The organism is Salipiger sp. ABF4_146, assembly GCF_056161345.1.
Genome location: NZ_JBSWYX010000002.1, coordinates 427344 through 446726 on the forward strand (window position 1 = coordinate 427344; position 19383 = coordinate 446726).

At 66.3% G+C, this 19383-nt stretch carries 18 protein-coding genes; 9 read left to right on the forward strand and 9 right to left on the reverse strand.

Annotated elements, in window-relative coordinates:
* The first annotated feature begins 245 nt into the window (after positions 1-245).
* The 3 genes from ACXAJT_RS04850 (at position 246) to ACXAJT_RS04860 (ending at position 3783) form a co-directional block, all read left to right on the forward strand.
* Positions 246-1598, forward strand: coding sequence for an LLM class flavin-dependent oxidoreductase (locus ACXAJT_RS04850; protein ID WP_475233373.1), 1353 nt, complete (start codon positions 246-248; stop codon positions 1596-1598).
* A gap of 137 nt (positions 1599-1735) precedes the next feature.
* A complete protein-coding gene (locus ACXAJT_RS04855) occupies positions 1736-2776 on the forward strand; it encodes an AI-2E family transporter (RefSeq protein WP_475233374.1) in 1041 nt (346 codons plus the stop codon).
* Between the two features lie 176 nt (positions 2777-2952).
* On the forward strand, positions 2953-3783 hold the full coding sequence (locus tag ACXAJT_RS04860) for a bestrophin-like domain (protein WP_475233375.1): 831 nt from the start codon (positions 2953-2955) through the stop codon (positions 3781-3783).
* A gap of 181 nt (positions 3784-3964) precedes the next feature.
* On the opposite strand, the gene ACXAJT_RS04865 is transcribed toward ACXAJT_RS04860, so the two are convergent.
* Positions 3965-4960 (reverse strand): YihY/virulence factor BrkB family protein, encoded by a 996-nt coding sequence (locus ACXAJT_RS04865; protein WP_475233376.1) that lies wholly within the window; start codon positions 4958-4960, stop codon positions 3965-3967.
* 144 nt (positions 4961-5104) lie between these two features.
* On the opposite strand from ACXAJT_RS04865, the gene ACXAJT_RS04870 reads away from it, so the two are divergent.
* From ACXAJT_RS04870 to ACXAJT_RS04885, 4 genes are all read left to right on the forward strand, one after another.
* The gene (locus tag ACXAJT_RS04870; RefSeq protein ID WP_475233377.1) at positions 5105-5719 is read left to right on the forward strand and encodes a hypothetical protein; all 615 of its coding nucleotides are present in this window, start codon (positions 5105-5107) and stop codon (positions 5717-5719) included.
* A 151-nt stretch (positions 5720-5870) separates the two neighbouring features.
* On the forward strand, positions 5871-6779 hold the full coding sequence (locus ACXAJT_RS04875; RefSeq protein WP_475233378.1) for a diacylglycerol/lipid kinase family protein: 909 nt from the start codon (positions 5871-5873) through the stop codon (positions 6777-6779).
* Positions 6776-7570: a metallophosphoesterase family protein gene (locus ACXAJT_RS04880; protein WP_475233379.1), complete on the forward strand. Its 795-nt coding sequence runs from the start codon at positions 6776-6778 to the stop codon at positions 7568-7570. Before ACXAJT_RS04875 ends, ACXAJT_RS04880 begins: the two co-directional genes overlap by 4 nt.
* Positions 7571-7678: 108 nt before the next feature.
* Positions 7679-7912: a hypothetical protein gene (locus ACXAJT_RS04885; RefSeq protein WP_475233380.1), complete on the forward strand. Its 234-nt coding sequence runs from the start codon at positions 7679-7681 to the stop codon at positions 7910-7912.
* A gap of 23 nt (positions 7913-7935) precedes the next feature.
* Here ACXAJT_RS04885 and ACXAJT_RS04890 read toward each other — a convergent pair whose 3' ends face one another.
* The 3 genes from ACXAJT_RS04890 to msrB all read right to left on the reverse strand — a co-directional run bounded on the left by ACXAJT_RS04890 (position 7936) and on the right by msrB (position 9627).
* Positions 7936-8553 (reverse strand): exopolysaccharide biosynthesis protein, encoded by a 618-nt coding sequence (locus tag ACXAJT_RS04890; RefSeq protein WP_475233381.1) that lies wholly within the window; start codon positions 8551-8553, stop codon positions 7936-7938.
* 118 nt (positions 8554-8671) lie between these two features.
* Positions 8672-9181, reverse strand: a complete 510-nt coding sequence (gene msrA / locus ACXAJT_RS04895) for a peptide-methionine (S)-S-oxide reductase MsrA (protein ID WP_475233382.1) — start codon at positions 9179-9181, stop codon at positions 8672-8674.
* Positions 9178-9627, reverse strand: a complete 450-nt coding sequence (gene msrB / locus ACXAJT_RS04900) for a peptide-methionine (R)-S-oxide reductase MsrB (RefSeq protein ID WP_475233383.1) — start codon at positions 9625-9627, stop codon at positions 9178-9180. The genes msrA and msrB overlap by 4 nt, the downstream gene beginning before the upstream one ends.
* 134 nt (positions 9628-9761) lie before the next feature.
* Between msrB and ACXAJT_RS04905 the strand changes: the two genes are divergently transcribed.
* The gene (locus tag ACXAJT_RS04905; RefSeq protein WP_475233384.1) at positions 9762-10295 is read left to right on the forward strand and encodes a dihydrofolate reductase family protein; all 534 of its coding nucleotides are present in this window, start codon (positions 9762-9764) and stop codon (positions 10293-10295) included.
* Positions 10296-10520: 225 nt separating this feature from the next.
* Positions 10521-11069: a hypothetical protein gene (locus ACXAJT_RS04910; protein ID WP_475233385.1), complete on the forward strand. Its 549-nt coding sequence runs from the start codon at positions 10521-10523 to the stop codon at positions 11067-11069.
* A gap of 295 nt (positions 11070-11364) precedes the next feature.
* Here ACXAJT_RS04910 and queG read toward each other — a convergent pair whose 3' ends face one another.
* The 5 genes from queG to ACXAJT_RS04935 form a co-directional block, all read right to left on the reverse strand.
* Positions 11365-12414, reverse strand: coding sequence for a tRNA epoxyqueuosine(34) reductase QueG (gene queG / locus ACXAJT_RS04915; RefSeq protein WP_475233387.1), 1050 nt, complete (start codon positions 12412-12414; stop codon positions 11365-11367).
* Positions 12415-12517: 103 nt separating this feature from the next.
* Positions 12518-13183, reverse strand: coding sequence for an FtsZ-binding protein FzlA (fzlA, locus tag ACXAJT_RS04920; RefSeq protein WP_475233389.1), 666 nt, complete (start codon positions 13181-13183; stop codon positions 12518-12520).
* Positions 13184-13404: 221 nt separating this feature from the next.
* Positions 13405-14166 carry a monofunctional biosynthetic peptidoglycan transglycosylase gene (gene mtgA, locus ACXAJT_RS04925; RefSeq protein ID WP_475233392.1) on the reverse strand — a complete coding sequence of 254 codons (762 nt, stop codon included), beginning with the start codon at positions 14164-14166 and terminating at the stop codon, positions 13405-13407.
* Positions 14167-14278: 112 nt separating this feature from the next.
* Complete coding sequence (gene gltB / locus ACXAJT_RS04930; RefSeq protein ID WP_475233394.1) at positions 14279-18820, reverse strand: glutamate synthase large subunit; 4542 nt, start codon at positions 18818-18820, stop codon at positions 14279-14281.
* A gap of 109 nt (positions 18821-18929) precedes the next feature.
* Positions 18930-19367, reverse strand: coding sequence for a GFA family protein (locus tag ACXAJT_RS04935; protein WP_475233398.1), 438 nt, complete (start codon positions 19365-19367; stop codon positions 18930-18932).
* Positions 19368-19383: the final 16 nt, after the last annotated feature.

Below are 19383 nucleotides of genomic sequence, written 5' to 3' on the forward strand. Positions count from 1 at the left end.
ATTCTCCCGGTCGTTGCGTCTTTATGTCTATACAATAAATCACCTGTCAATCGAGCCCTTGAGAAAACCCGCAGGCTGGCGCCGAGGTGCCTATCTAACAGGCGCAAGGAGAGCCGGGCGGACAGGCGCCTCGCTCAACCCCTTCACTTTAGAAAAACTAAACCAATGCGCAGCCGTGCCCTGCTTGTCCCGCGCCCCGCCAAGCGACATTCTCGCTGCATCTTTCGCTTGCCAGAGGATCTCTCATGTCGCGCCCCGATCAGCTCAAACTCGGCACATTCGTCTATACCTTCGGTTTCCACCCGGCCGCCTGGCTGCACCCGGGCAGCGACGTGCATGGCGCCAATGACCTCTCGCATCTCAAGAAGGTCGCGCAGATCTCCGAGGCGGCGAAGCTCGACTTTATGTTCTTTGCAGACAGCCCGGCGGCCGCCATCGGGGATCCCGCCGCCCTCGCCCGCCAGCCCACCAAGATGAACCGCTTCGAGCCGATCACCGCGATCACCGCGCTGTCACAGCACACCGAGAAGCTGGGCTTCGTCGCAACCGCCTCGACCTCTTACTACGAGCCCTACAACATCGCCCGGCTCTACGCCTCGGCCGACCACATGTCGGGCGGGCGGATGTGCTGGAACGTGGTGACCTCGGACCACGACGAGACCGGCTACAACTACAACCGCGAAGGCCTGCCGCCGCACTCCGAGCGCTACGAGCGCTGCGAGGAGTTTGTCGACGTGGTCTTTGGCCTGTGGGACAGCTACGAGCCCGACGCGCTGCTGCTGGACCGCGAAAACGGCGTCTACCACGACCAGCACAAGCTTCACGAACTGAACCACGTGGGCAAACACTTTCAGGTGCGCGGCCCCCTGAACATCGCGCGCACCCCTCAGGGCCGCCCGGTGATCGCGCAGGCGGGTGGATCGGAGCCCGGCATGGAACTGGCGGCCCGCACCTCCGAGATGGTGTTCTCGCTGGCCTCCAACATTGAAAAGAACCGCGCCTTCTATGCCAACGTGAAAGGCCGGATGGCCAAATACGGCCGCCACGAGGACGATCTGAAGATCATGCCCGGCATCGTCATCAACGTCGGCGAGACCGAGGAAGAGGCCAAAGCCAAAGAGCAGCAGCTTGTCGACCTGATGCACCCCGACGTCGGGCTGCTGATGCTGCAGGAGTTCCTTGAAGCGGACCTGCGCGGCGTCGATCTCGACAAGCCCTTCCCGATGGAGCGTATGCCAGAGAAGGCCAAAGGCTCGAAGGCGCTGTTCGACGAACTGAAGGAGTTCGTCACCCAAGGCCACACGATGCGCGAGCTGATCACGCATTATGCCCGCCGCCACACCGGCAACGGGCTGACCGGCACGCCGACGCAGATCGCCGACTTCATGCAAGAATGGTTCGAGACCCGCGCCGCCGACGGCTTCATCCTGATGTTCCCGACGCTGCCCTCCTCGCTGGAGGATTTCACCCGGCTGGTGGTCCCCGAACTGCGCCGCCGCGGGCTATTCCGGGACGAGTACGAGGCCAGCACCCTGCGCGGCAACCTCGGCATCTCCGAGCCCGGCAACCGTTACGTGCTGGCGCGCGCCGCGGAATAAGGCAGACGCCGGACCGGGGCCCCGCCCCGGTCCTAGGTGCCTTTGCGTAAAGATGGATAGGTGCGGGCTCAAGCGAGGAACCAAAGCGGTCGCTCGCGGTTGAGTGGCATGACGCCACATTCGAGACCCAGCATTTCATGAACCGCGCGCCCAGCCACGATCCCGTTATCCGAGTCAGCGCCGCCATCCTCGCCGGCCTCGCTCTTCTCGCGGGGCTCAAACTCGCCGAAGACATCTTTGCCCCGCTGCTGCTTGCCATCACCGTCGGCGTGATCTTCGCGCCGGTGGTCGACCGGCTCGCCAAGCTCGGATTGCCGCGCGGGATCGCGGCCATCGCCCTCATTCTTCTGATCTTCTTCGGGGTCGCCGCGCTCGGGTTCCTTGTCGAGCCCTATATCACCTCGGCGATCGACCGCATTCCGACGGTGAAATACGAGGTCCGCAAGTTCCTGTTCGAATACCGCGACCTTATTCGCGGCATCGACGAGGTCGAGCAGGCACTCGGCGCCGCGCGCGAGCAGAGCGACGAAGCCGGGGCCCTGCCCACCGTCACGGATGCGCTCTACATGGCCCCGGTGATCGCGGCGCAGGCTCTGGTGTTCTTCGGCGGGCTGTTCTTCTTCCTGCTGACGCGCTGGAACATCTACAACTGGATGTCCCGCCGCATCGGCGACACCACGACGACCGCGGTGATGCTGGACCGCTTCTGCGCTGCTGAAACCGCCGTGTCGCGCTATTTCGCCACCATCACCGCCATCAATATCGGGCTCGGCTTCGCCGTCACCGGTGGGCTGATGGCGATCGGCATGTCGGGCGCGCCGATCTGGGGCATCGCCGCGGCGCTGCTGAACTTCGTGCTGTATGTCGGACCCGCCGCGATGGTCGCGGGGCTCTTGCTGAACGGGCTGGTCGCCTTCGACGGGCTGATGAGCTTTGCCCCGGCGGCGATCTACCTTGCGCTCAACATGTGCGAGGCGCAGTTTGTCACCCCCGGCCTTGTCGGCAAGCACATCCAGATCAACCCGTTCATGATCTTCGTCTCACTGGTGTTCTGGCTGTGGCTCTGGGGCCCACTGGGCGGCATCGTCGCCATTCCCACCACGGTGATCGTCCTCAACCTGTTCAACATCCTCGGCGAGGGCCGCAAAACGATGGCCGCCCGGCGCGTCAGCGACTGATCCCCGCGCCGGCTGGCGCTTAAAGCCGCGGGGCCACGGCGACGACAGATCGGCTAGGTGCAAAGAATGCTTTGAGAAATGCGCCGGATGAGGGATCATCATTCGGCGGAGGAGACGCGTCCCCGGTCGGAGGCCCGTGCATCCTGCGCGGGCCTTATTGATTTCGGGTGTTTCCGGTGAGCATCGCAACACATCCCATCCCGTTCTGGCTGATCATTCTGTTGTTTTTGCTGGCCCTGCCGGCCTGCGCCTATGCCGGGTTCCGGTTCGGCAGCTTCGAGATGCGCCGCCGCGCAAGCGGCGATGCCAGCGCGCCGCTCGCCGGAGAGGCCTCGCTGGGGGCGCTGCTGGCGCTGCTCGGCCTGCTGCTTGGCTTCACCTTCAGCGCGACCCTGAGCTGGCGCGAGGACAGCACCAGCGCCGTTGTCGAGGAAGGTGCGGCGCTTGGCACGGCCTTCTTGCGCGCCGACCTGCTGCCCAACGGCGCAGGAAGACCGCTGCAGGAGGCGCTGCTGGAGTACGCTCGCACGCGCGTCATTCCCGCCGGGTACCGCGCAACGCCCGCACGGGTCGACGCCGTGCTCGCCCGCTCGGCCGAGGCACAGGCCAAGCTCTGGCCAGCGGTCACAGCCGCGCTCGGCCCGGAAGTGCCCGGCCCGGTCCAAACCTTTGTCGCCGGCGGCGTTACCGAAGTGCTTGACGCGCACAGCCGCCGTGTGGCCGCGGCGTCGAAATCTATATCGCCCGGCGTCTGGGGACTGCTGGCTTTCTCGGCGGGCGCCGGCGTCTTCATCCTTGGCAACCGCACTGCGCTGCAAGGGCGGCAACTGACATGGCGAACGATGGTTTTCTCGCTGGTTCTGACCTGTGTTCTGGTCACCATCGAGGATCTGGCCCGCGCGTCGGATGGCTTTACCACGGTGCGTCAGGACCCCATCGTCGCCGCCGTCGCCGAAATGGAGGCCGCGCTCGGCAGCGCCGCGCTGGCCAGCGCGGACCAACCCTGAGCCTCCAGAATTTCTGGCCACGACAAGAGAAAAGGCTCCACCCGGGGAAAGGTGGAGCCTTGGTAGGGCCCGGGCCACATGAGGGAAGTCGGGACAGGTGGCAGCCCGGGAACAGGGACAGGACTGATCGTGCGTCCTTGAGATGCAAACACCCCGGGAAAAGAAAGGTTCCGCAAAGACTTCAGTTTTCTTCCGGCGGCCCTTCCAGGGTCTGCCCGGCGTCTTTGGCATGCGTTGCGGCGGCCGCTTTCTCGGCGGCTCTGCGCGCCGTCAGTACCCGCAGCAGCTCGGTGTTCAGCTGCGCGCCCAGCAGGGTCACCAGCGCGCTGATGTAGAACCACAGCAGCAGCGCCACCACCGCCCCGAGCGAGCCGTAGACTTCGTTCAGCCGATCGAAGTTGCGCAGGTAGCTGGCCAGCGCGAAAGACCCCATGGCCCATGCGATCACCGCGATCGCCGCGCCCGGCGTCAGCCAAGGCATGCGCGAGTGGCGCTTGTTGGGACCAAAGCGATAGACCAGCGCCACCGCAAGGTAGACCACGCACAGCAGCACGATCCATTTCGCCCCCTCGACCGCGATCTCGATCGACATCGGCAGCCCGAGAAACGCCAGCCCCACGGGAATCACGACCACGGCGGCGAAGGCCAGCAGCGCGACCAACACCAGCAGCGCCGTCATCCCGTAGGCAACAAGCACCCGGCGCACCGGGTTCATTCTGTGCGGCGCCTCGGTCACCGTGTTGAGCCCCCGGATCAGCGCCGCCACAGAGGCCCGCGCCGACCAGATCGCAAGAATGATCGACAGGATCGAGGCCCACTGCAGGGTCGACCGGTTGGTCGAGATCAGCTGGGTGATCTGTGTGTCGATCAGTTGATAGGCGACCTCGGGAATCATCTCGGTGAGCAGTTCCATCTGCTCGGCGATGGCGATCGGGTCGGCCCAATACCCCCAGATGGCGATCACCGCGGCCATCGCCGGGAAGATCGACAGAAAGGCGTAGAACGCCACGCCCGCAGCAATCAGGCCAAGGTTGCGCTCGTCCATGCGCTGCCACGTGCGCCACAGCGCGTGCAGCCAGCCGCGCATCCCGACATTGCGCAGATGCAGCCGCCCGTCCTCGGAGGGTGCGGCGGATGCGGTCTGCGCGGGATCGGCGGAAGAGGTGCTGTCGGTCATCTGTGCAACCTGCGCAGAAGCCGCCGTAACGTCAATCCACAGCCGGCTGATGCCGCTCAAAGAGCGCCGCGCCGTGGCAGATAAACCGAACCTTAGGGCGGGCTGCCTATAGCTCACCCATCCAGCCAAGCCCGAGGTTGCCGCTTGCCCGACGACGCCACCGCCCTCGCCAGCGACCATGCCACCGCCCCTCTCTGCGCCGCCCGCCTGCGCCCGAACGGGTTGCGCCGGGTGGCCCGCCGCTTGCTGGGGTGGCTGATCTGCGCCCTCGCATTGGCCTCACCGCTGGCCACGCCGCTCGCCGCGCAGGACCGGACCCCGGATTTCGGCCCGGCCATCCTCCTGCGGCCCAGCCCCGCAGCGCCGGTCACGCCGCGCACGGCTCCGCAAACGCCGCGCTTGGTGATCCGGGATGATCCCGGCGGGCCGCTGCGCCCCCGCCTACAGCAAGTGCACCAGTTGCGCGCGCAGGGCACCCGGGTCGAACTGCGCGGGCAATTCTGCAACTCTGCCTGCACCCTGTTGCTCGGGGCGGGCAATGTCTGCGTCACGCCGCACACCAGCTTCGGCTTTCATGGGCCGCACTATCTGTCGGGCAGGATGATGCGCGCCCGGTTTGAGCATTGGTCCACCGAAATGGCAGCCACCTACCCACCTGCGCTGCGGCACTGGTTCATGTCCAAGGGTCGCTTTGCCCGTGACTCGCCGCTGCGCCTCAGCGGCGCGCAATTGATCGCCATGGGCATTCCCGCGTGCTGACCGTTTGGATGCCGCCGCATCGCGCACGAAACTGGGAACGAAACTGGGAACCAGACGGGCCACCAAACCGGGAACCACCCAGACGGCCACCGCGTTGAAGGTATGAACCCCGAAGGAGGCTGCGCCGGTGCCGGAACAACGCAAGATCTGTGTGATTCTGAACGAACATTCCGGGGACCACCCCGACAAGAAGAGCCGCCGTCAGGAGCTGACCGACCTCTTCGAGCAGAACGGCCTCGAGGCGGAACTGATCGGCCTCACACCCGAAAAGCCAATCCTCGAAACCGCGCGCAAGGCAGCCGGAAACGGCTGTGGCGTTCTCGTCGCTGCGGGCGGCGACGGCACGATTGGTGCGGTCGCCGCTGCCGCGCATGAGGCCGGCATCACCATGGGCGTCATCCCTCAGGGCACCTTCAACTATTTCGCCCGCGGCCTCGACATTCCCGAAGACGCCGAGGGCGCGATAAAGGTGCTGGCCACCGGCCGCCTGCGCGAGATCAGCCTTGGCGAAGTGAATGGAGAGGTTTTCCTCAACAACGCCAGCCTCGGGATCTACCCGCTGATCCTGCGCACCCGCGAAGGCGTGTACCAGCGCTGGGGCCGGTCACGCGTTGCCGCCTATTGGTCGGTGATCCTTGCACTTGCCGGGTTCCGCCATCCGCTGCGCATGGACGTCACGGTCGATGGCCACAAGAGCCGCATCCGCACGCCCCTCGCCTTTGTCGCCAACAGCGCATACCAGCTTGAGCAGTTCAACCTCGACGGCGCGGACGCCATCCGCAACGGCGATTTTGTGCTGTTCACCTCGAAAGGCAACAGCCGCTGGGATCTGGTCCGGGCGTCCTATCGCCTCGCCATCGGCAAGGCGCAAAAGGGCGAGGAGTTCAGCGTCGTCACCGGGCGCGACATCACCCTGCACACAGGCCGCCCAAGGGCGCTGGTCGCCCGCGACGGCGAAAAGGAACTCATGGACACTCCGATCCGCTTTTGTCGCCGCGACGCGCCGCTACGCGTGGTGGTGCCTTCCGAGAACACGCCCCCTGAGCAATCCGCGGCATGACCAGACTGATCCACATCTCCGATCTGCATTTCGGCCGTGACGCGCCAGAGCTTCTTGATCCGCTGCTTCGCGCGGTCAACCGGGCGAAGCCCGATCTCGTGGCGGTCACCGGCGATTTCACCCAGCGCGCCCGCCGCAGCCAATACCGTGAGGCGCGCGCCTTCCTGCGTAAGCTCACCGCGCCGTGGATGGCGGTGCCGGGCAATCACGACGTCTCCCTCGACAATCTCTGGCTGCGCTTCATCCGCCCTTACCGCCGCTATCGCCGCTTCATCAGTGACGACATGATGCCGGTGCAGCGCCTGCCGGGGCTTACCGTCGTGGGGCTGAACACAGTCGACCGCTTCCGCTGGCAACGCGGCAAGGTGCGCTGGCTGCAGATGCGCAATGCCTGCCGCATCTTTGGCGAGAGCAAGGGCATCAACGTCGTGCTCGCTCATCACCCTTTCGAACAGGACGCCGACGTCGACAAGTCGTTGATGCGAGATGCCGATCAGGCGATCGAGCGGCTGTCGGAATGCGGCGCGCATCTGGTCCTGTCGGGGCATTTGCACCGCTGGCGCACCGAACCGTTCCTGTCACGCAAGCATGGTGCGCAGGTGTTGCAGGTGCATGTGGGAACCGGGCTGTCGACCCGCCGCCGGGGCCAGGAGAACGATTTCGCCATTCTCGATCTCGACAGCCACAGCGCCGAGATCCGCCGCATGGTCGCCCAGCATGGGCATTTTGACGAGGCCGAGCGGCGCCTCTACCGCTTTGGCGAATACGGCTGGGCGCGGGCCGAGGGCTGAGCCCTCCCCGACCCACAGGAACCACCGCGGCATCGCTGCGTTGAACCTGCAAGAGCACTGGGAAAAAGAGCACTGGGAAAACACGCGCCACCGCAAGGAGGGTTCCCGATGACAGAGCATACGACCAAGCGCCGGTCTGACAGCACGCGAGAACACGACATTGCCCATCCCCAAGAGGTGCGGGCAGGTCCCGGTGACACCGGCGCTTCAGGTCGCCCGGAGCCTCTGCCAGAGACGCCGGACACACGCAAACGCGGCTGGAAATCGGTCGTGCTGTTCTGTGCGCTCGCCGCGGCGGCGTTGCTGATCATCAGCGTGTTCAACACCTCCGCGACGCCCTGACGGGGCCATGAACGGCGCACAGGTCAGATCACCCCGGCCACCATCAGCGGCACCAGCACCGCCGCCGCCAGCGTCACGCAGCCGACCGTGGCGAACAGCCCGTCGCGCACCAGCATCGCGGTCGCAAAGCACAGCACTGTCAGACCAAGGATCGAAGAAGAGAACGGCACAAGCTCCAGAAACGGCATGGCCAGCCCGCAGACCACACAGATCGTCTGCAGCAGCTTGCGCATCGGCCCCGAGGTCATCGCCCGCAGCCGCCGACGCGCATGCTTGTCGAGCCAGTCACTCAGCACCCGCAGCTTGTCCATCGCGTTGCGCGCCTTCTCACCGTCGAAACTGCGACTCATCAACGAGTCGGGCAGCCACAGATAGCGGCGGGACACCAGCATCTGGCCGGAAATGAAAGCGATCAGCAGCCCGCAAAAGGTCGAGAACAGCGGGATCCCCGACAGCGGCGAGACAACCAAGAGCGCTGGCACCATCAGCGCCGGAAGGAACGAACTTTCGCCAAAGCTCCGCACGAGGTCGCGCAGCGCCACCTTGTCGCCCGAGGCCGCCTCTTGCAGCCGGTCGACGATTTCGCCCACCGGCCGTGATGTGCCCCGTGCCGCAGATCCCTGCGCCGCGCTGCTGGTCATGTTGCGCTGCCCTTCAAAGCTGTTTCCAAAATGGCTTCACGCAGCCAACGCCAGCGCCCGTGCCGGGGTTCCCCACAAGGGCCACCCGGACGGACGCTGCCAGCCTCGTGCGAGGCGCTCATTCCGCCGCGTCGCGCCGCGGCAGCACCCAGTCGGGGCGCGGGAAGTGACAGGTGTATCCGCCGGGATAGCGCACCAGATAATCCTGATGCTCGGGCTCGGCTTCCCAGAAATCCCCCACCGGCTCAACCTCTGTCACGACCTTGCCGGGCCAGATGCCCGAGGCCTCGACGTCGGCGATCGTCTCCAGCGCCTCGGCCTTCTGCGCCTCGTCGACATAATAGATCGCCGAGCGATAGCTCATCCCCAGATCATTGCCCTGCCGGTTCAGCGTGGTCGGATCGTGGATCTGAAAGAAGAACTCCAGCAGCCGCCGGTAAGAGGTCTGCGCCGGGTCGAACCAGATCTCGATGCCCTCGGCGTGGGTGCCATGGTTGCGGTAGGTGGCGTTGGGCACGTCGCCGCCGGTATAGCCGACGCGGGTTTCCGCCACGCCCGGCAGCTTGCGGATCAGATCCTGCATGCCCCAGAAACAGCCGCCTGCGAGAACTGCGCGTTCCAAGCTCATGCCACATCCTCCACCTGATCAAGATAAGCGCCGTAGCCTTCGGCCTCCATGTCGTCACGATGCACGAAGCGCAGCGAGGCCGAGTTGATGCAATAGCGCAGCCCGCCCCGATCCACCGGACCGTCCGGGAAGACATGGCCAAGATGCGAATCGCCATGGGTCGAACGCACCTCGGTGCGGATCATGCCATGGGTGGTGTCGCGCAACTCCGCCACATGCGCCGGCTCGATCGGCTTGGTGAAGCTGGGCCAGCCGCAACCGCTTTCGTATTTGTCCGACGAGGCGAACAGCGGCTCGCCCGAGACGACGTCGACGTAGATGCCGGGCGCCTTGTTGTCGAGATACTTGCCGGTGCCCGGCCGTTCGGTGCCGTTTTCCTGCGTGACGCGGTATTGCTCGGGATCGAGCGTCGCGATCACGTCGGGATTGCGTTCATAGGTCGCCATTGGAACCCTCCAGTCTTGGTCTTGTCCCTAAGATGGGGCCACAGGCCGCCAATGCAAAGCCCCAGCGTGCTTGTCTCGACCACGCGCAGACGGCATGCTGGAGTTGCGGTTGGCCCAAGCGCGGGAGGACGCGGATGCCAAGCTGTCACGTCTTCATTGCCGCCAGCCTCGACGGGTTCATCGCCCGCGAAGACGGCGGGCTCGACTGGCTCGATCTGGTGACCGATCCTGCAGAGGACTACGGCTATGCCGATTTCATCGCGGGCATCGACGCCATCGTGATGGGCCGTGGCACGTTCGACGCGGTGCGCGGCTTTGGCGTCTGGCCCTATACACTGCCGGTCCTCGTGCTCTCCAGCAGCCTGCACGTCGCGCCGCCTGACAGCCTTCCCGAAAAGGTTCATCTGTTTCAGGGCACCCCCGCCGAAGTGCTTCATCACGCCGCGCTACGCGGCTGGCAGCGGCTCTACATCGACGGCGGCGCGGTGATCCGCGCTTTCCTGCGTGACGGGCTGATCGACGATGTGGTGCTCAGCCGCATCCCAATTCTGCTGGGGCGCGGCCTGCCCTTGTTCGGCGACCTGCCCCGCGACATCCGCCTTCAGCACCTCGGCACCCGCGCCTTTCCCACCGGCCTCACCCAAAGCAGCTACCGGCTGCTGCGCTGAGCGCCGCAAAAGCCCTGCCCCCCTGCCACCCTGCCGCCCGTTGGAACCGGCGCTTCGCCGCCGTCCCGGCAGGGGGCGTTCCGGCAATCCGCCGCCGGTGCGGGCCGGCAAGCCCCGGTCAGGGATCCGAACCGCCCTCTCGCGCATTACCTCCCTGACCGGCGCGACCACTCCGCGCCGGAAACCGACCAGCAAACGGACCATAGGATGCAAAGGAGACAGCCGATGACCCTCCGTTCGACCAGCAAGCTCGGCCTTGCCGTGCTCACCGCCGCCTCGCTCTCGGGCGCCGCTTTCGCGCAGGACATGGGGACCAGCGTCGACCCCGCCAGCGACGGCGATGCGCCGATGTCCTCGCCGCAGATGAGCGAGACCACCGGCGCCGCCGGGTCCGGCATCGCCGACAGCGGCCCCACCGGTTCGATGACCACGGCCGATCTCGCCGCGGACGCGCCGCAGACCTTCGGTCAGGCGATCTCCTCGCTGCGCAACGCCGATCTGTCGATGGCCGACCCCTCTGCCGTGTCGAACGCCACCGAGGCGAAGATGACCCACGTCAGCGAGCTCAAAGGGCAGGCCAACGAGGGCGCGGTGGCGCTCGACGACGCGCTGGCCGAAGCTGGCCCCGAGCTCAACGCGCTGCGCGACCTGCTGGCCGAAAACGACACGTTGAGCGGCATGCTGGAAGACGAAGGGCTGTCGCCCGAGGATGTGATCGGCATCTACGCCTCGGGCACCGGCTCGCTCGAACTGCTGATCGACGACCGCGCCTGATCGCAGCCATCCGCGCCGCAGGGCGCGCGATCCGGGGCTTACCTCAGACCTCCCGGCGGCCCTCCATGCCTCAGCGCATGGGGGGCCTTTTCGTGCAAATCCCAGCCCGCACCGACCGGCGCCGCACAGCGCTGTCGCTTTCGCGTGAACGCCATTGCGGCGGCGCCCCCTCAGGCCCATCTTTTCGGGCAGGAGGCACGTATCTATCCTGTCAGAGCCTCCGGAACCAAGACCCTCGTGGGCGCCGGTGCCATCCCTCGGCACCGGCGCTTCGGGTTTCGGCGCCTCGGTTTCGCTAGAGGCCCTGCAAACGGGCCGCCGCCCATCGCGCCGCATCCCGCACGGTCTCGTCCGGATCGTCGCAGAGCGCCTGCGCCGCGGCGCGCAAATCGCCGCGTCCGGAGTTGCCGATGGCGTAAAGCACGTTGCGCACGAAACGGTCGCGGCCGATGCGCTTGATCGGCGAGCCCGAGAACCGCGCCCGGAACCCCGCATCATCCAGCGCCGCAAGCTCCGCCAGCGGCGGCGCCAGAAGATCGTCGCGGGCGTGGTATTTCACCTCTGCCGCGCGCTCGGCAAACTTGTTCCAGGGGCAGGCTGCAAGACAGTCGTCACAGCCGTAGATGCGGTTGCCCAGAAGCGCGCGCAGTTCTTCGTCGACCGGGCCGTGATGTTCGATCGTCAGATAGGAAATGCAGCGCCGCGCATCCAGTTGATAGGGGGCCGGAAAGGCTGCGGTCGGGCAGGCATCGAGGCAGGCGCGGCACGATCCGCAGTGGTCGCGCTCCGCGCCGTCCACCGGCAACTCAAGCGTGGTGAAGATCGACCCCAGAAAGAACCACGAGCCCAGATCCCGGCTCACCAGATTGGTGTGCTTGCCCTGCCAGCCCAGCCCTGCGGCCTGCCCCAGCGGCTTTTCCATCACCGGCGCCGTGTCGACAAAAACCTTGATCTGCGGCGCGTCACCCTCGCGGCCCGCCGCGTCGATCAGCCAGCGCCCCAGCCGCTTCAGCCGTTTTTTCACCACATCATGATAATCGCGGTTCTGCGCATAGACAGAGATCGCCGCCTGCTCGGGCTGGTCCAGCACCGCGCGAGGGTCGTGCTCCGGGCCGTAGTTCTCGGCCAGCATGATCACCGAGCGCGCCTCGGGCCAGAGCGCAGAGGGATCGCCGCGCCACTGTGTGCGCTCTGCCATCCAGCCCATCTGCCCGTGGTAGCCAGCCTCCAGAAACGCCGCCAGACGCCCCGCCGCCTCCGGCACGTCCCATGGGCGGCAGACACGGCAGGCGGCAAAGCCCACCTCCGCGGCTTCGCGCACCAGGCGCTCCTTCAGATCGTCCACCTGCGTCCCTCTTCGTCTAGACGAAAAAATCCCGGGGGTGAGGCGCGCCAGCGCCGAGGGGGCAGCGCCCCCCCACTGCCGCGGCCAAACCGGGTACCGGGCCTCAGAAGTCGAGGTCGGCGTAATGCGCCGGCTGCGGGAAGCCGGGGATCTGGTCGGCGAGGATCGAGCGGAAGGCCGGGCGCGACTTGATCTTGGCGTACCAGTCCTTGACCACCGCCGAGCGGTTCCAGTCCACATCCGAGATGTAATCGAGCGATGACAGATGCGCGGCGGCGGCAAAATCGGCCAGCGTCATCACATCGCCCGCCAGCCAGCGCCGGTGATCGAGCAGCCACGCCATGTAATCGAGGTGATACTTGATCGCCTTCGCCCCGGCCTTGACGTTCTTGCTGTCGGGAAAGCCGGTCTTCATGATCTTCTTGTTCACCCGCTCGTAGAGCAGCTTCGAGGTGACCTCGTTGTGGAACTTGTCGTCGAACCAGCCGACCAGCCGGCGCACTTCGTAGCGCGCGTCGGGCGAGCGCGGCAGCAGCGCCGGCTCGGGATATTTCTCTTCGAGCCATTCGCAGATCGCGGCGCTTTCGGCCATGGTCTTGCCGTCGATGCGCAGCACCGGGACCTTGGCCGCCGGGTTGCGGCGCAGGAAATCCGCGTCCTGCTCCCAGTAGCGTTCCTCGACCAGCTCGCATTCGATCTTCTTCTCGGCGAGGCTCAGGCGAACCTTGCGGCAGAACGGCGAAAGCGGCACGTGGTAAAGCTTGGCCATATAGAAATGCGGCTCCGGATGCTGTGGGAAATCTCTCGCCTGTTTGCCGCGAAAGCGGCGCCGATACAACAGGGCATGCGGACACGGGCGGGTGATGGCCGGAGCAGCCGTGCCGCGCGCCACATTCCGCGGCGCTGCGGCGAGCGGGTTTTGGGGGCGCTGCCCCCGCCGCGCTGCGCGCGCCTCCCCCGGCGTATTTGCCAAGAGAAGAAGCCCGCGGCTCAGCCGTCTTCGAAACACCCCGCCCGGCCGTCTCGGGCGATGGTCGCCGCACCGTCGCGGATCTGCGCGGCGCGGCGCTCGACGAAGTTCGACGGGCGGGCGGCGGAGCGGTCCTTGGGGTCGGGCAGGATCGCCGCCAGCCGCGCCGCCTGCGCCGCGCTCAGTTCGGCTGGCGCGACGCCAAAATAATGCCGCGCGGCCGCGTCGACGCCGAAAACACCCGCGTCGAACTCGGCGATGTTCATATAGACCTCGAGGATACGCCGCTTCGGCCAGAGCGCCTCCATCAGCGGGGTGATCGAGGCTTCCAGCGCCTTGCGGGGCCAGCTGCGCCCCTGCCAGAGAAAGGCGTTCTTCACCACCTGCTGGCTGATCGTCGAGGCGCCGCGGTTGCCCCCCTCGGCGATGGCCGCGCGGATCGCGCGCATGTCAAAGCCCCAATGGGTGCAGAAATTCGCGTCCTCGGCAGCCACCAGGGCCCGCATCATCACCGGCGCCACGTCTTCCGCATCGGCCCAATCGTAGGCCACCGGCGCGCCCAGCCGGCGCCCCTCGCTCCACATGTAGAAGGTGCCCGGCGGATTGATGAACCGGTAGCTCAACACCGCCAGAACCACCAGCGCCACCAGCAGCAGCGCCGTCTGCACCGCCCGCCGCAGCAGCGCGCGCAGCGGCCGGGGCCGCGGTGCCGCCCTGCCCGCCTTTGCGGTTTTGCCGGTTTTCTTCGATTTGCCTGTGGTCTTTTTTGCTGCTCGCGCCATGAGGCCAGACTTACACGTGGCGGCGCGCGCGGGAAAGCATCTCGCGCCGTGCTGGAACGGAAACGCCCGGGCCTATGGCCCGGGCGCTGCGGTTCTGGTAGGCGGCTGCGGATTACTCCGCCGGCACCGCCATGTCCTGCTCGATGCCCAGCGGATGGGCGATCTTGTTGAGCATCTCCTTGGGGCAGACCTGCAGGAAGTTGCCTTTCTCGGTCTCCCAGTTCTGCAGGATATCCAGCGCCTTGCGGCTGCCCGTCTCCTGCGCGTGGCGCTCGATCAGCCCCTTCATCTCGGCTTCCCAGTACTCTTCGCGCACCGGGCAGGACACGAGGCTCTCCATGTTCATCAGGTCCCCTGCGAGGCCCTCGGGATCATAGAGATACGCCATGCCGCCGGTCATGCCGGCCCCGAAGTTGGCGCCGATCGGGCCGAGGATGACGGCGACACCGCCGGTCATATACTCGCAGCCGTTGGTGCCGCAGCCCTCGACCACCACCTGCGCGCCCGAGTTGCGGACCGCGAAGCGCTCGCCCGCCTTGCCGGCGGCAAAGAGGTAGCCGTCGGTGGCGCCGTAGAGCACGGTGTTGCCGATGATCGTGTTGTCGGACGCGGTCAGCGGCGACATCATCGGCGGACGCACCACGATGGTGCCGCCCGACAGGCCCTTGCCGACGTAGTCGTTGGCATCGCCCGACACTTCCAGCTTCAGCCCCGGCGCCGCGAAGGCCCCCAGAGACTGGCCAGCCGAGCCGGTGAGCTTCACGTGCAGATGGTCGGGCTGCAGCGCGTTGCGCATGCCGAACTTGCTGACGATGTGGCTCGAGGTGCGCGTGCCCACGGTGCGGTGCGTGTTCTGCACCGCGTAGGACAGTTGCATCTTCTCGCCGTCCTCGAGGAAGCGGCTGCCGTCCCGGACGATCTCGGCGTCGAGCGTGTCGAGCACCTCGTTGCGGCCCTTGTTGCGGTCGTAGACGATGTCGTCCGCGCCATCGACACGGATCAGCAGCGGGTTGAGGTCGAGATCGTCGAGATGCTCGGCGCCGCGGCTGACCTGGCTCAGCAGGTCGGCACGGCCGATCACATCGTTCAGCGAGCGCGCGCCGATGGAGGCGAGAATCTCGCGCACCTCGGTGGCGTAGAAGGTGATCAGGTTCACCACCTTCTCGGCGTTGCCGGTGAACTTGTCGCGCAGTTCCGGGTCCTGAGTACAGACGCCCACCGGGCAGGTGTTCGACTGGCACTGGCGGACCATGATGCAGCCCATGGCGATCAGCGCGGCGGTGCCGATGCCGAACTCCTCGGCGCCGAGCATCGCGGCCATGACGATGTCACGCCCGGTGCGCAGCCCGCCGTCGGTGCGCAGCGTCACGCGGCCGCGCAGCTTGTTCATCGCCAGAACCTGATGCGCCTCGGTAAGCCCCATTTCCCACGGCAGACCCGCGTATTTGATCGAGGTCGCCGGCGAAGCACCGGTGCCGCCGTTGTGGCCCGAGATCAGGATCACGTCGGCCTTGGCCTTCGCCACGCCCGCAGCGATCGTGCCGACGCCCGAGGAGGCCACCAGCTTCACCGTCACCTTGCAGCGCGGGTTGATCTGCTTGAGGTCGTAGATCAGCTGCGCCAGATCCTCGATCGAGTAGATGTCGTGGTGCGGCGGCGGCGAGATCAGCGTCACACCCTTGGTCGAATGGCGCAGCTTGGCGATCAGGTCGGTGACCTTCATGCCGGGCAGCTGGCCGCCCTCGCCGGGCTTGGCGCCTTGGGCGACCTTGATCTCAAGCTCTTCGCAGTGGTTCAGATACTCGGCGGTCACACCGAAGCGCCCCGAAGCCACCTGCTTGATCTTCGCCGAGGGGTTGTCGCCGTTGGGCTCGGGCACGAAGTGTGCCGGATCCTCGCCGCCCTCACCGCTGTCGGACTTGGCGCCGATGCGGTTCATCGCCACGTTCAGCGTCTTGTGCGCCTCGGGCGACAGCGCGCCGAGCGACATGCCGGGGGTGACAAAGCGCTTGCGGATCGAGGTGATGCTTTCCACCTCTTCGAGCGGGATCGCGTTGCCCATCGGCTTGAAGTCCAGCAGGTCGCGCAGGTGGATCGGCGGGTTGGCCCGCATCGCCTTGGAGTAGGTCTTCCACAGCTCGTAGCTCGACTTGTTGCAGGCCGCCTGCATCAGGTGCATCGACTGCGCGCCCCAGGCGTGGGTCTCACCCGACTTGCGGGCCTTGTAGAAGCCGCCGATCGGCAGCACGTCGCGGCCGCCCTTGAAGCCAAGCGCGTGCACCTCTTCCGCCTTCTGCTGGATGCCGTGCACACCGATGCCCGAGATCCGCGACAGCATGCCGGGGAAATACTCGGCGCACATGGCGCGCGACAGGCCCACGGCCTCGAAGTTGAGACCGCCGCGGTAGGACGAGATCACCGAGATACCCATTTTGGACATGATCTTCAGCAGGCCCTGATCGATCGCCTCGCGGTAGCGCGCGACGTTCTCGGTCAGCGAACCGTCCAGCAGGCCACGCTCGATGCGGTCGGCGATGCTGTCCTCGGCCAGATAGGGGTTCACGATGGTCGCGCCGCAGCCGACGAGAACCGCGAAGTAATGCGGATCGATGCATTCCGCCGAGCGCACACCCAGCGAGCAGAACGTCCGCAGGCCCTTCTTGGTCAGCCAGCTGTGCACCGCCGAGGTGGCGAGGATCATCGGCATGGCGACTTTGCCGTCGCCCTGATGGTGATCGGTCAGCACGATGTGGCCACCGCCCGAGCGCACCGCGTCCTCGGCCTCGGCCCGGATGCGCGCCAGACCGTCACGCAGCGCGCCTTCGCCGGCACCGGCGGGGAAGGTACAGTCGATCTCGACCAGCCCGGCGTTGAAATGGCGGGTCAGCTCGTCGAATTGCGCGTTGCCGACGAAAGGCGTGTCGAGCACGAGAATCTCGGTCTGCGACGAGCTCTCGTCGAGCACGTTCTTGAGGTTGCCGAAGCGGGTCTTCAGCGACATCACCCGGAATTCGCGCAGGCTGTCGATCGGCGGGTTGGTCACCTGGCTGAAGTTCTGCCGGAAGAAGTGGCTGAGCGGGCGGTACTTCTTGGACAGAACCGCCGACGGCGTGTCGTCGCCCATCGAGGCGAGCATTTCCTTGCCGTCCTCGGCCATCGCCGACAGCGACTGCTCCAGTTCCTCGATGCTGTAGCCCGCCGCGATCTGGCGCTTGCGCAGCTCACCGCCGGTGAACAGCGGCTTTTCGGCCACTTTGCCGAGGCTCTCGTCCAGCTCGGTGATCTTGCCGACCCAGTCGCCGAACGGCTGGCTGCCAGCCAGACGATCCTTGATTTCGGTGTCGTGGTAGAGCTTGCCCTCTTCCATGTCGACGGCGATCAGCTGGCCCGGGCCAAGCGCGCCCTTTTCGCGCACGGTGGATTCGTCCACCGGCACCATGCCCGCTTCCGAGCCGGCGATCAGCAGCCCGTCGCCGGTGACGACGTAGCGCATCGGGCGCAGGCCGTTGCGGTCGAGACCGCCGCAGACCCAGCGGCCATCGGTCATCGCCAGCGCGGCCGGGCCGTCCCACGGCTCCATCACCGAGTTGACGTAGGAATACATGTCCAGCCACGCCTGCGGCAGTTCCACCGCCTGTTTCGACCACGCCTCGGGGATCAGCATGGTCTTGGCCATCGGCGCGTTGCGCCCGGCGCGGACCAGCACTTCGAACACCGCGTCGAGCGCGGCAGAGTCCGACGCCCCATGCGCGATGATCGGCTTGATGTCCTCTGCCATCTCTCCGAAGGTCGCCGAGGCCATGCGGATCTCGTGCGACTTCATCCAGTTGGTGTTGCCCTTGATGGTGTTGATCTCGCCGTTGTGGGCAAGCATCCGGAAGGGCTGCGCCAGCCACCATTGCGGGAAGGTGTTGGTGGAATAGCGCTGGTGGTAGATCGCAAAGGCGCTTTCGAAACGCTCGTCCTGCAGGTCCGGGTAGAACACAGCGACCTGCTCGGCCAGCATCATGCCCTTGTAGATGATCGACCGGCACGACAGCGAGGCGATATAGAGCCCACCCACGCCAGCGGCAGCCGCGGCTTTCTCGATGCGGCGACGGATGACGTAAAGCTCGCGCTCAAAGGTTTCCTCGTCGACGCCCTTGGCGTTGGAGATGAGGATCTGTTCGATCTCGGGGCGGGTCGCATTGGCCTTCTCGCCAAGGCACTCCACGCTCACCGGCACGTGGCGCCAGCCATAGATGTAGTGACCCATGCGCAGCACTTCGGTCTCGACGATGGTCCGGCAGGTCTCCTGCGCGGCAAAGTCGGTGCGCGGCAGGAACACCTGACCGACGGCCATCAGCTCGTCCTTGCGCGGCGCGTGGCCGGTGCGCTCGATCTGGTCGTAGAAGAAGCTGACGGGGATCTGCACGTGGATGCCCGCGCCATCGCCGGTCTTGCCGTCGGCGTCGACCGCGCCGCGGTGCCAGATGGCTTTCAGCGCGTCGATGCCCGCCTCGACAACCTTGCGCGACGGTTTCCCGTCGATGGAGACGACAAGGCCGACACCGCACGAAGAGTGTTCATGCTCTTCGCGGAACAGGCCGTTCTCCTCCATCCACTTGCGCTTGGCTTCCTCTGCGGCAACCCAGTTTGCGTCGAAAGTGGTCATGGCTTAGCACCTCCATGGAAGGCCGCGGCAGCGGCCGGGATACGTGGCTGGCGCGACACGCGCGCCGAATGAAATGGCGCGATGTCGCGCCGGAATTCTTGGTGGCGGCTCAGGCGCCGCTCACATCCGCACCGAACTTCTTAAGCGTCTCGGCGCGGGTGTAGGTCGCATGGCCCCCGGAAAGCGCCCAGCTGTCGGGCTTTTCGTCCGAGAAGATCTCGCTCTTCATCTCGAACCCGTTGCCGTCATCCAGCAGCCCCAGACAGACCTCATACTCACCTGCCCCGTCGACGCCCTTGTCGAAGCGATACCACAACACCGAACCGCAGGTGCCGCAGAAGTGCCGCGAGGCCCAGGACGAGCTGCGGAAGCTGCGGATCGCCTCGGCGCCCTCGATCTCGATGGCCGCCTCGGGCACGTTCACCGCGAACAGCGCGGAGCCGGCCCAGCGGCGGCACTGCTCGCAATGGCAGACGCCGAAGTTGCCGAACTCGGTCACCGTGAAGCGCACCGCGCCGCACAGGCAATGTCCGGTCTTCTGCGTCATGCTCCGATCCTTTTCT

Coding starts and splice junctions, on each gene's coding strand:
- ACXAJT_RS04850 (WP_475233373.1), top strand. CDS start 246: ATGTCGCGCCCCGATCAGCTCAAACTCGGCACATTCGTCTATACCTTC.
- ACXAJT_RS04855 (WP_475233374.1), top strand. CDS start 1,736: ATGAACCGCGCGCCCAGCCACGATCCCGTTATCCGAGTCAGCGCCGCC.
- ACXAJT_RS04865 (WP_475233376.1), bottom strand. CDS start 4,960: ATGACCGACAGCACCTCTTCCGCCGATCCCGCGCAGACCGCATCCGCC.
- ACXAJT_RS04880 (WP_475233379.1), top strand. CDS start 6,776: ATGACCAGACTGATCCACATCTCCGATCTGCATTTCGGCCGTGACGCG.
- ACXAJT_RS04885 (WP_475233380.1), top strand. CDS start 7,679: ATGACAGAGCATACGACCAAGCGCCGGTCTGACAGCACGCGAGAACAC.
- ACXAJT_RS04890 (WP_475233381.1), bottom strand. CDS start 8,553: ATGACCAGCAGCGCGGCGCAGGGATCTGCGGCACGGGGCACATCACGG.
- msrA (WP_475233382.1), bottom strand. CDS start 9,181: ATGAGCTTGGAACGCGCAGTTCTCGCAGGCGGCTGTTTCTGGGGCATG.
- msrB (WP_475233383.1), bottom strand. CDS start 9,627: ATGGCGACCTATGAACGCAATCCCGACGTGATCGCGACGCTCGATCCC.
- ACXAJT_RS04905 (WP_475233384.1), top strand. CDS start 9,762: ATGCCAAGCTGTCACGTCTTCATTGCCGCCAGCCTCGACGGGTTCATC.
- ACXAJT_RS04910 (WP_475233385.1), top strand. CDS start 10,521: ATGACCCTCCGTTCGACCAGCAAGCTCGGCCTTGCCGTGCTCACCGCC.
- fzlA (WP_475233389.1), bottom strand. CDS start 13,183: ATGGCCAAGCTTTACCACGTGCCGCTTTCGCCGTTCTGCCGCAAGGTT.
- mtgA (WP_475233392.1), bottom strand. CDS start 14,166: ATGGCGCGAGCAGCAAAAAAGACCACAGGCAAATCGAAGAAAACCGGC.
- gltB (WP_475233394.1), bottom strand. CDS start 18,820: ATGACCACTTTCGACGCAAACTGGGTTGCCGCAGAGGAAGCCAAGCGC.
- ACXAJT_RS04935 (WP_475233398.1), bottom strand. CDS start 19,367: ATGACGCAGAAGACCGGACATTGCCTGTGCGGCGCGGTGCGCTTCACG.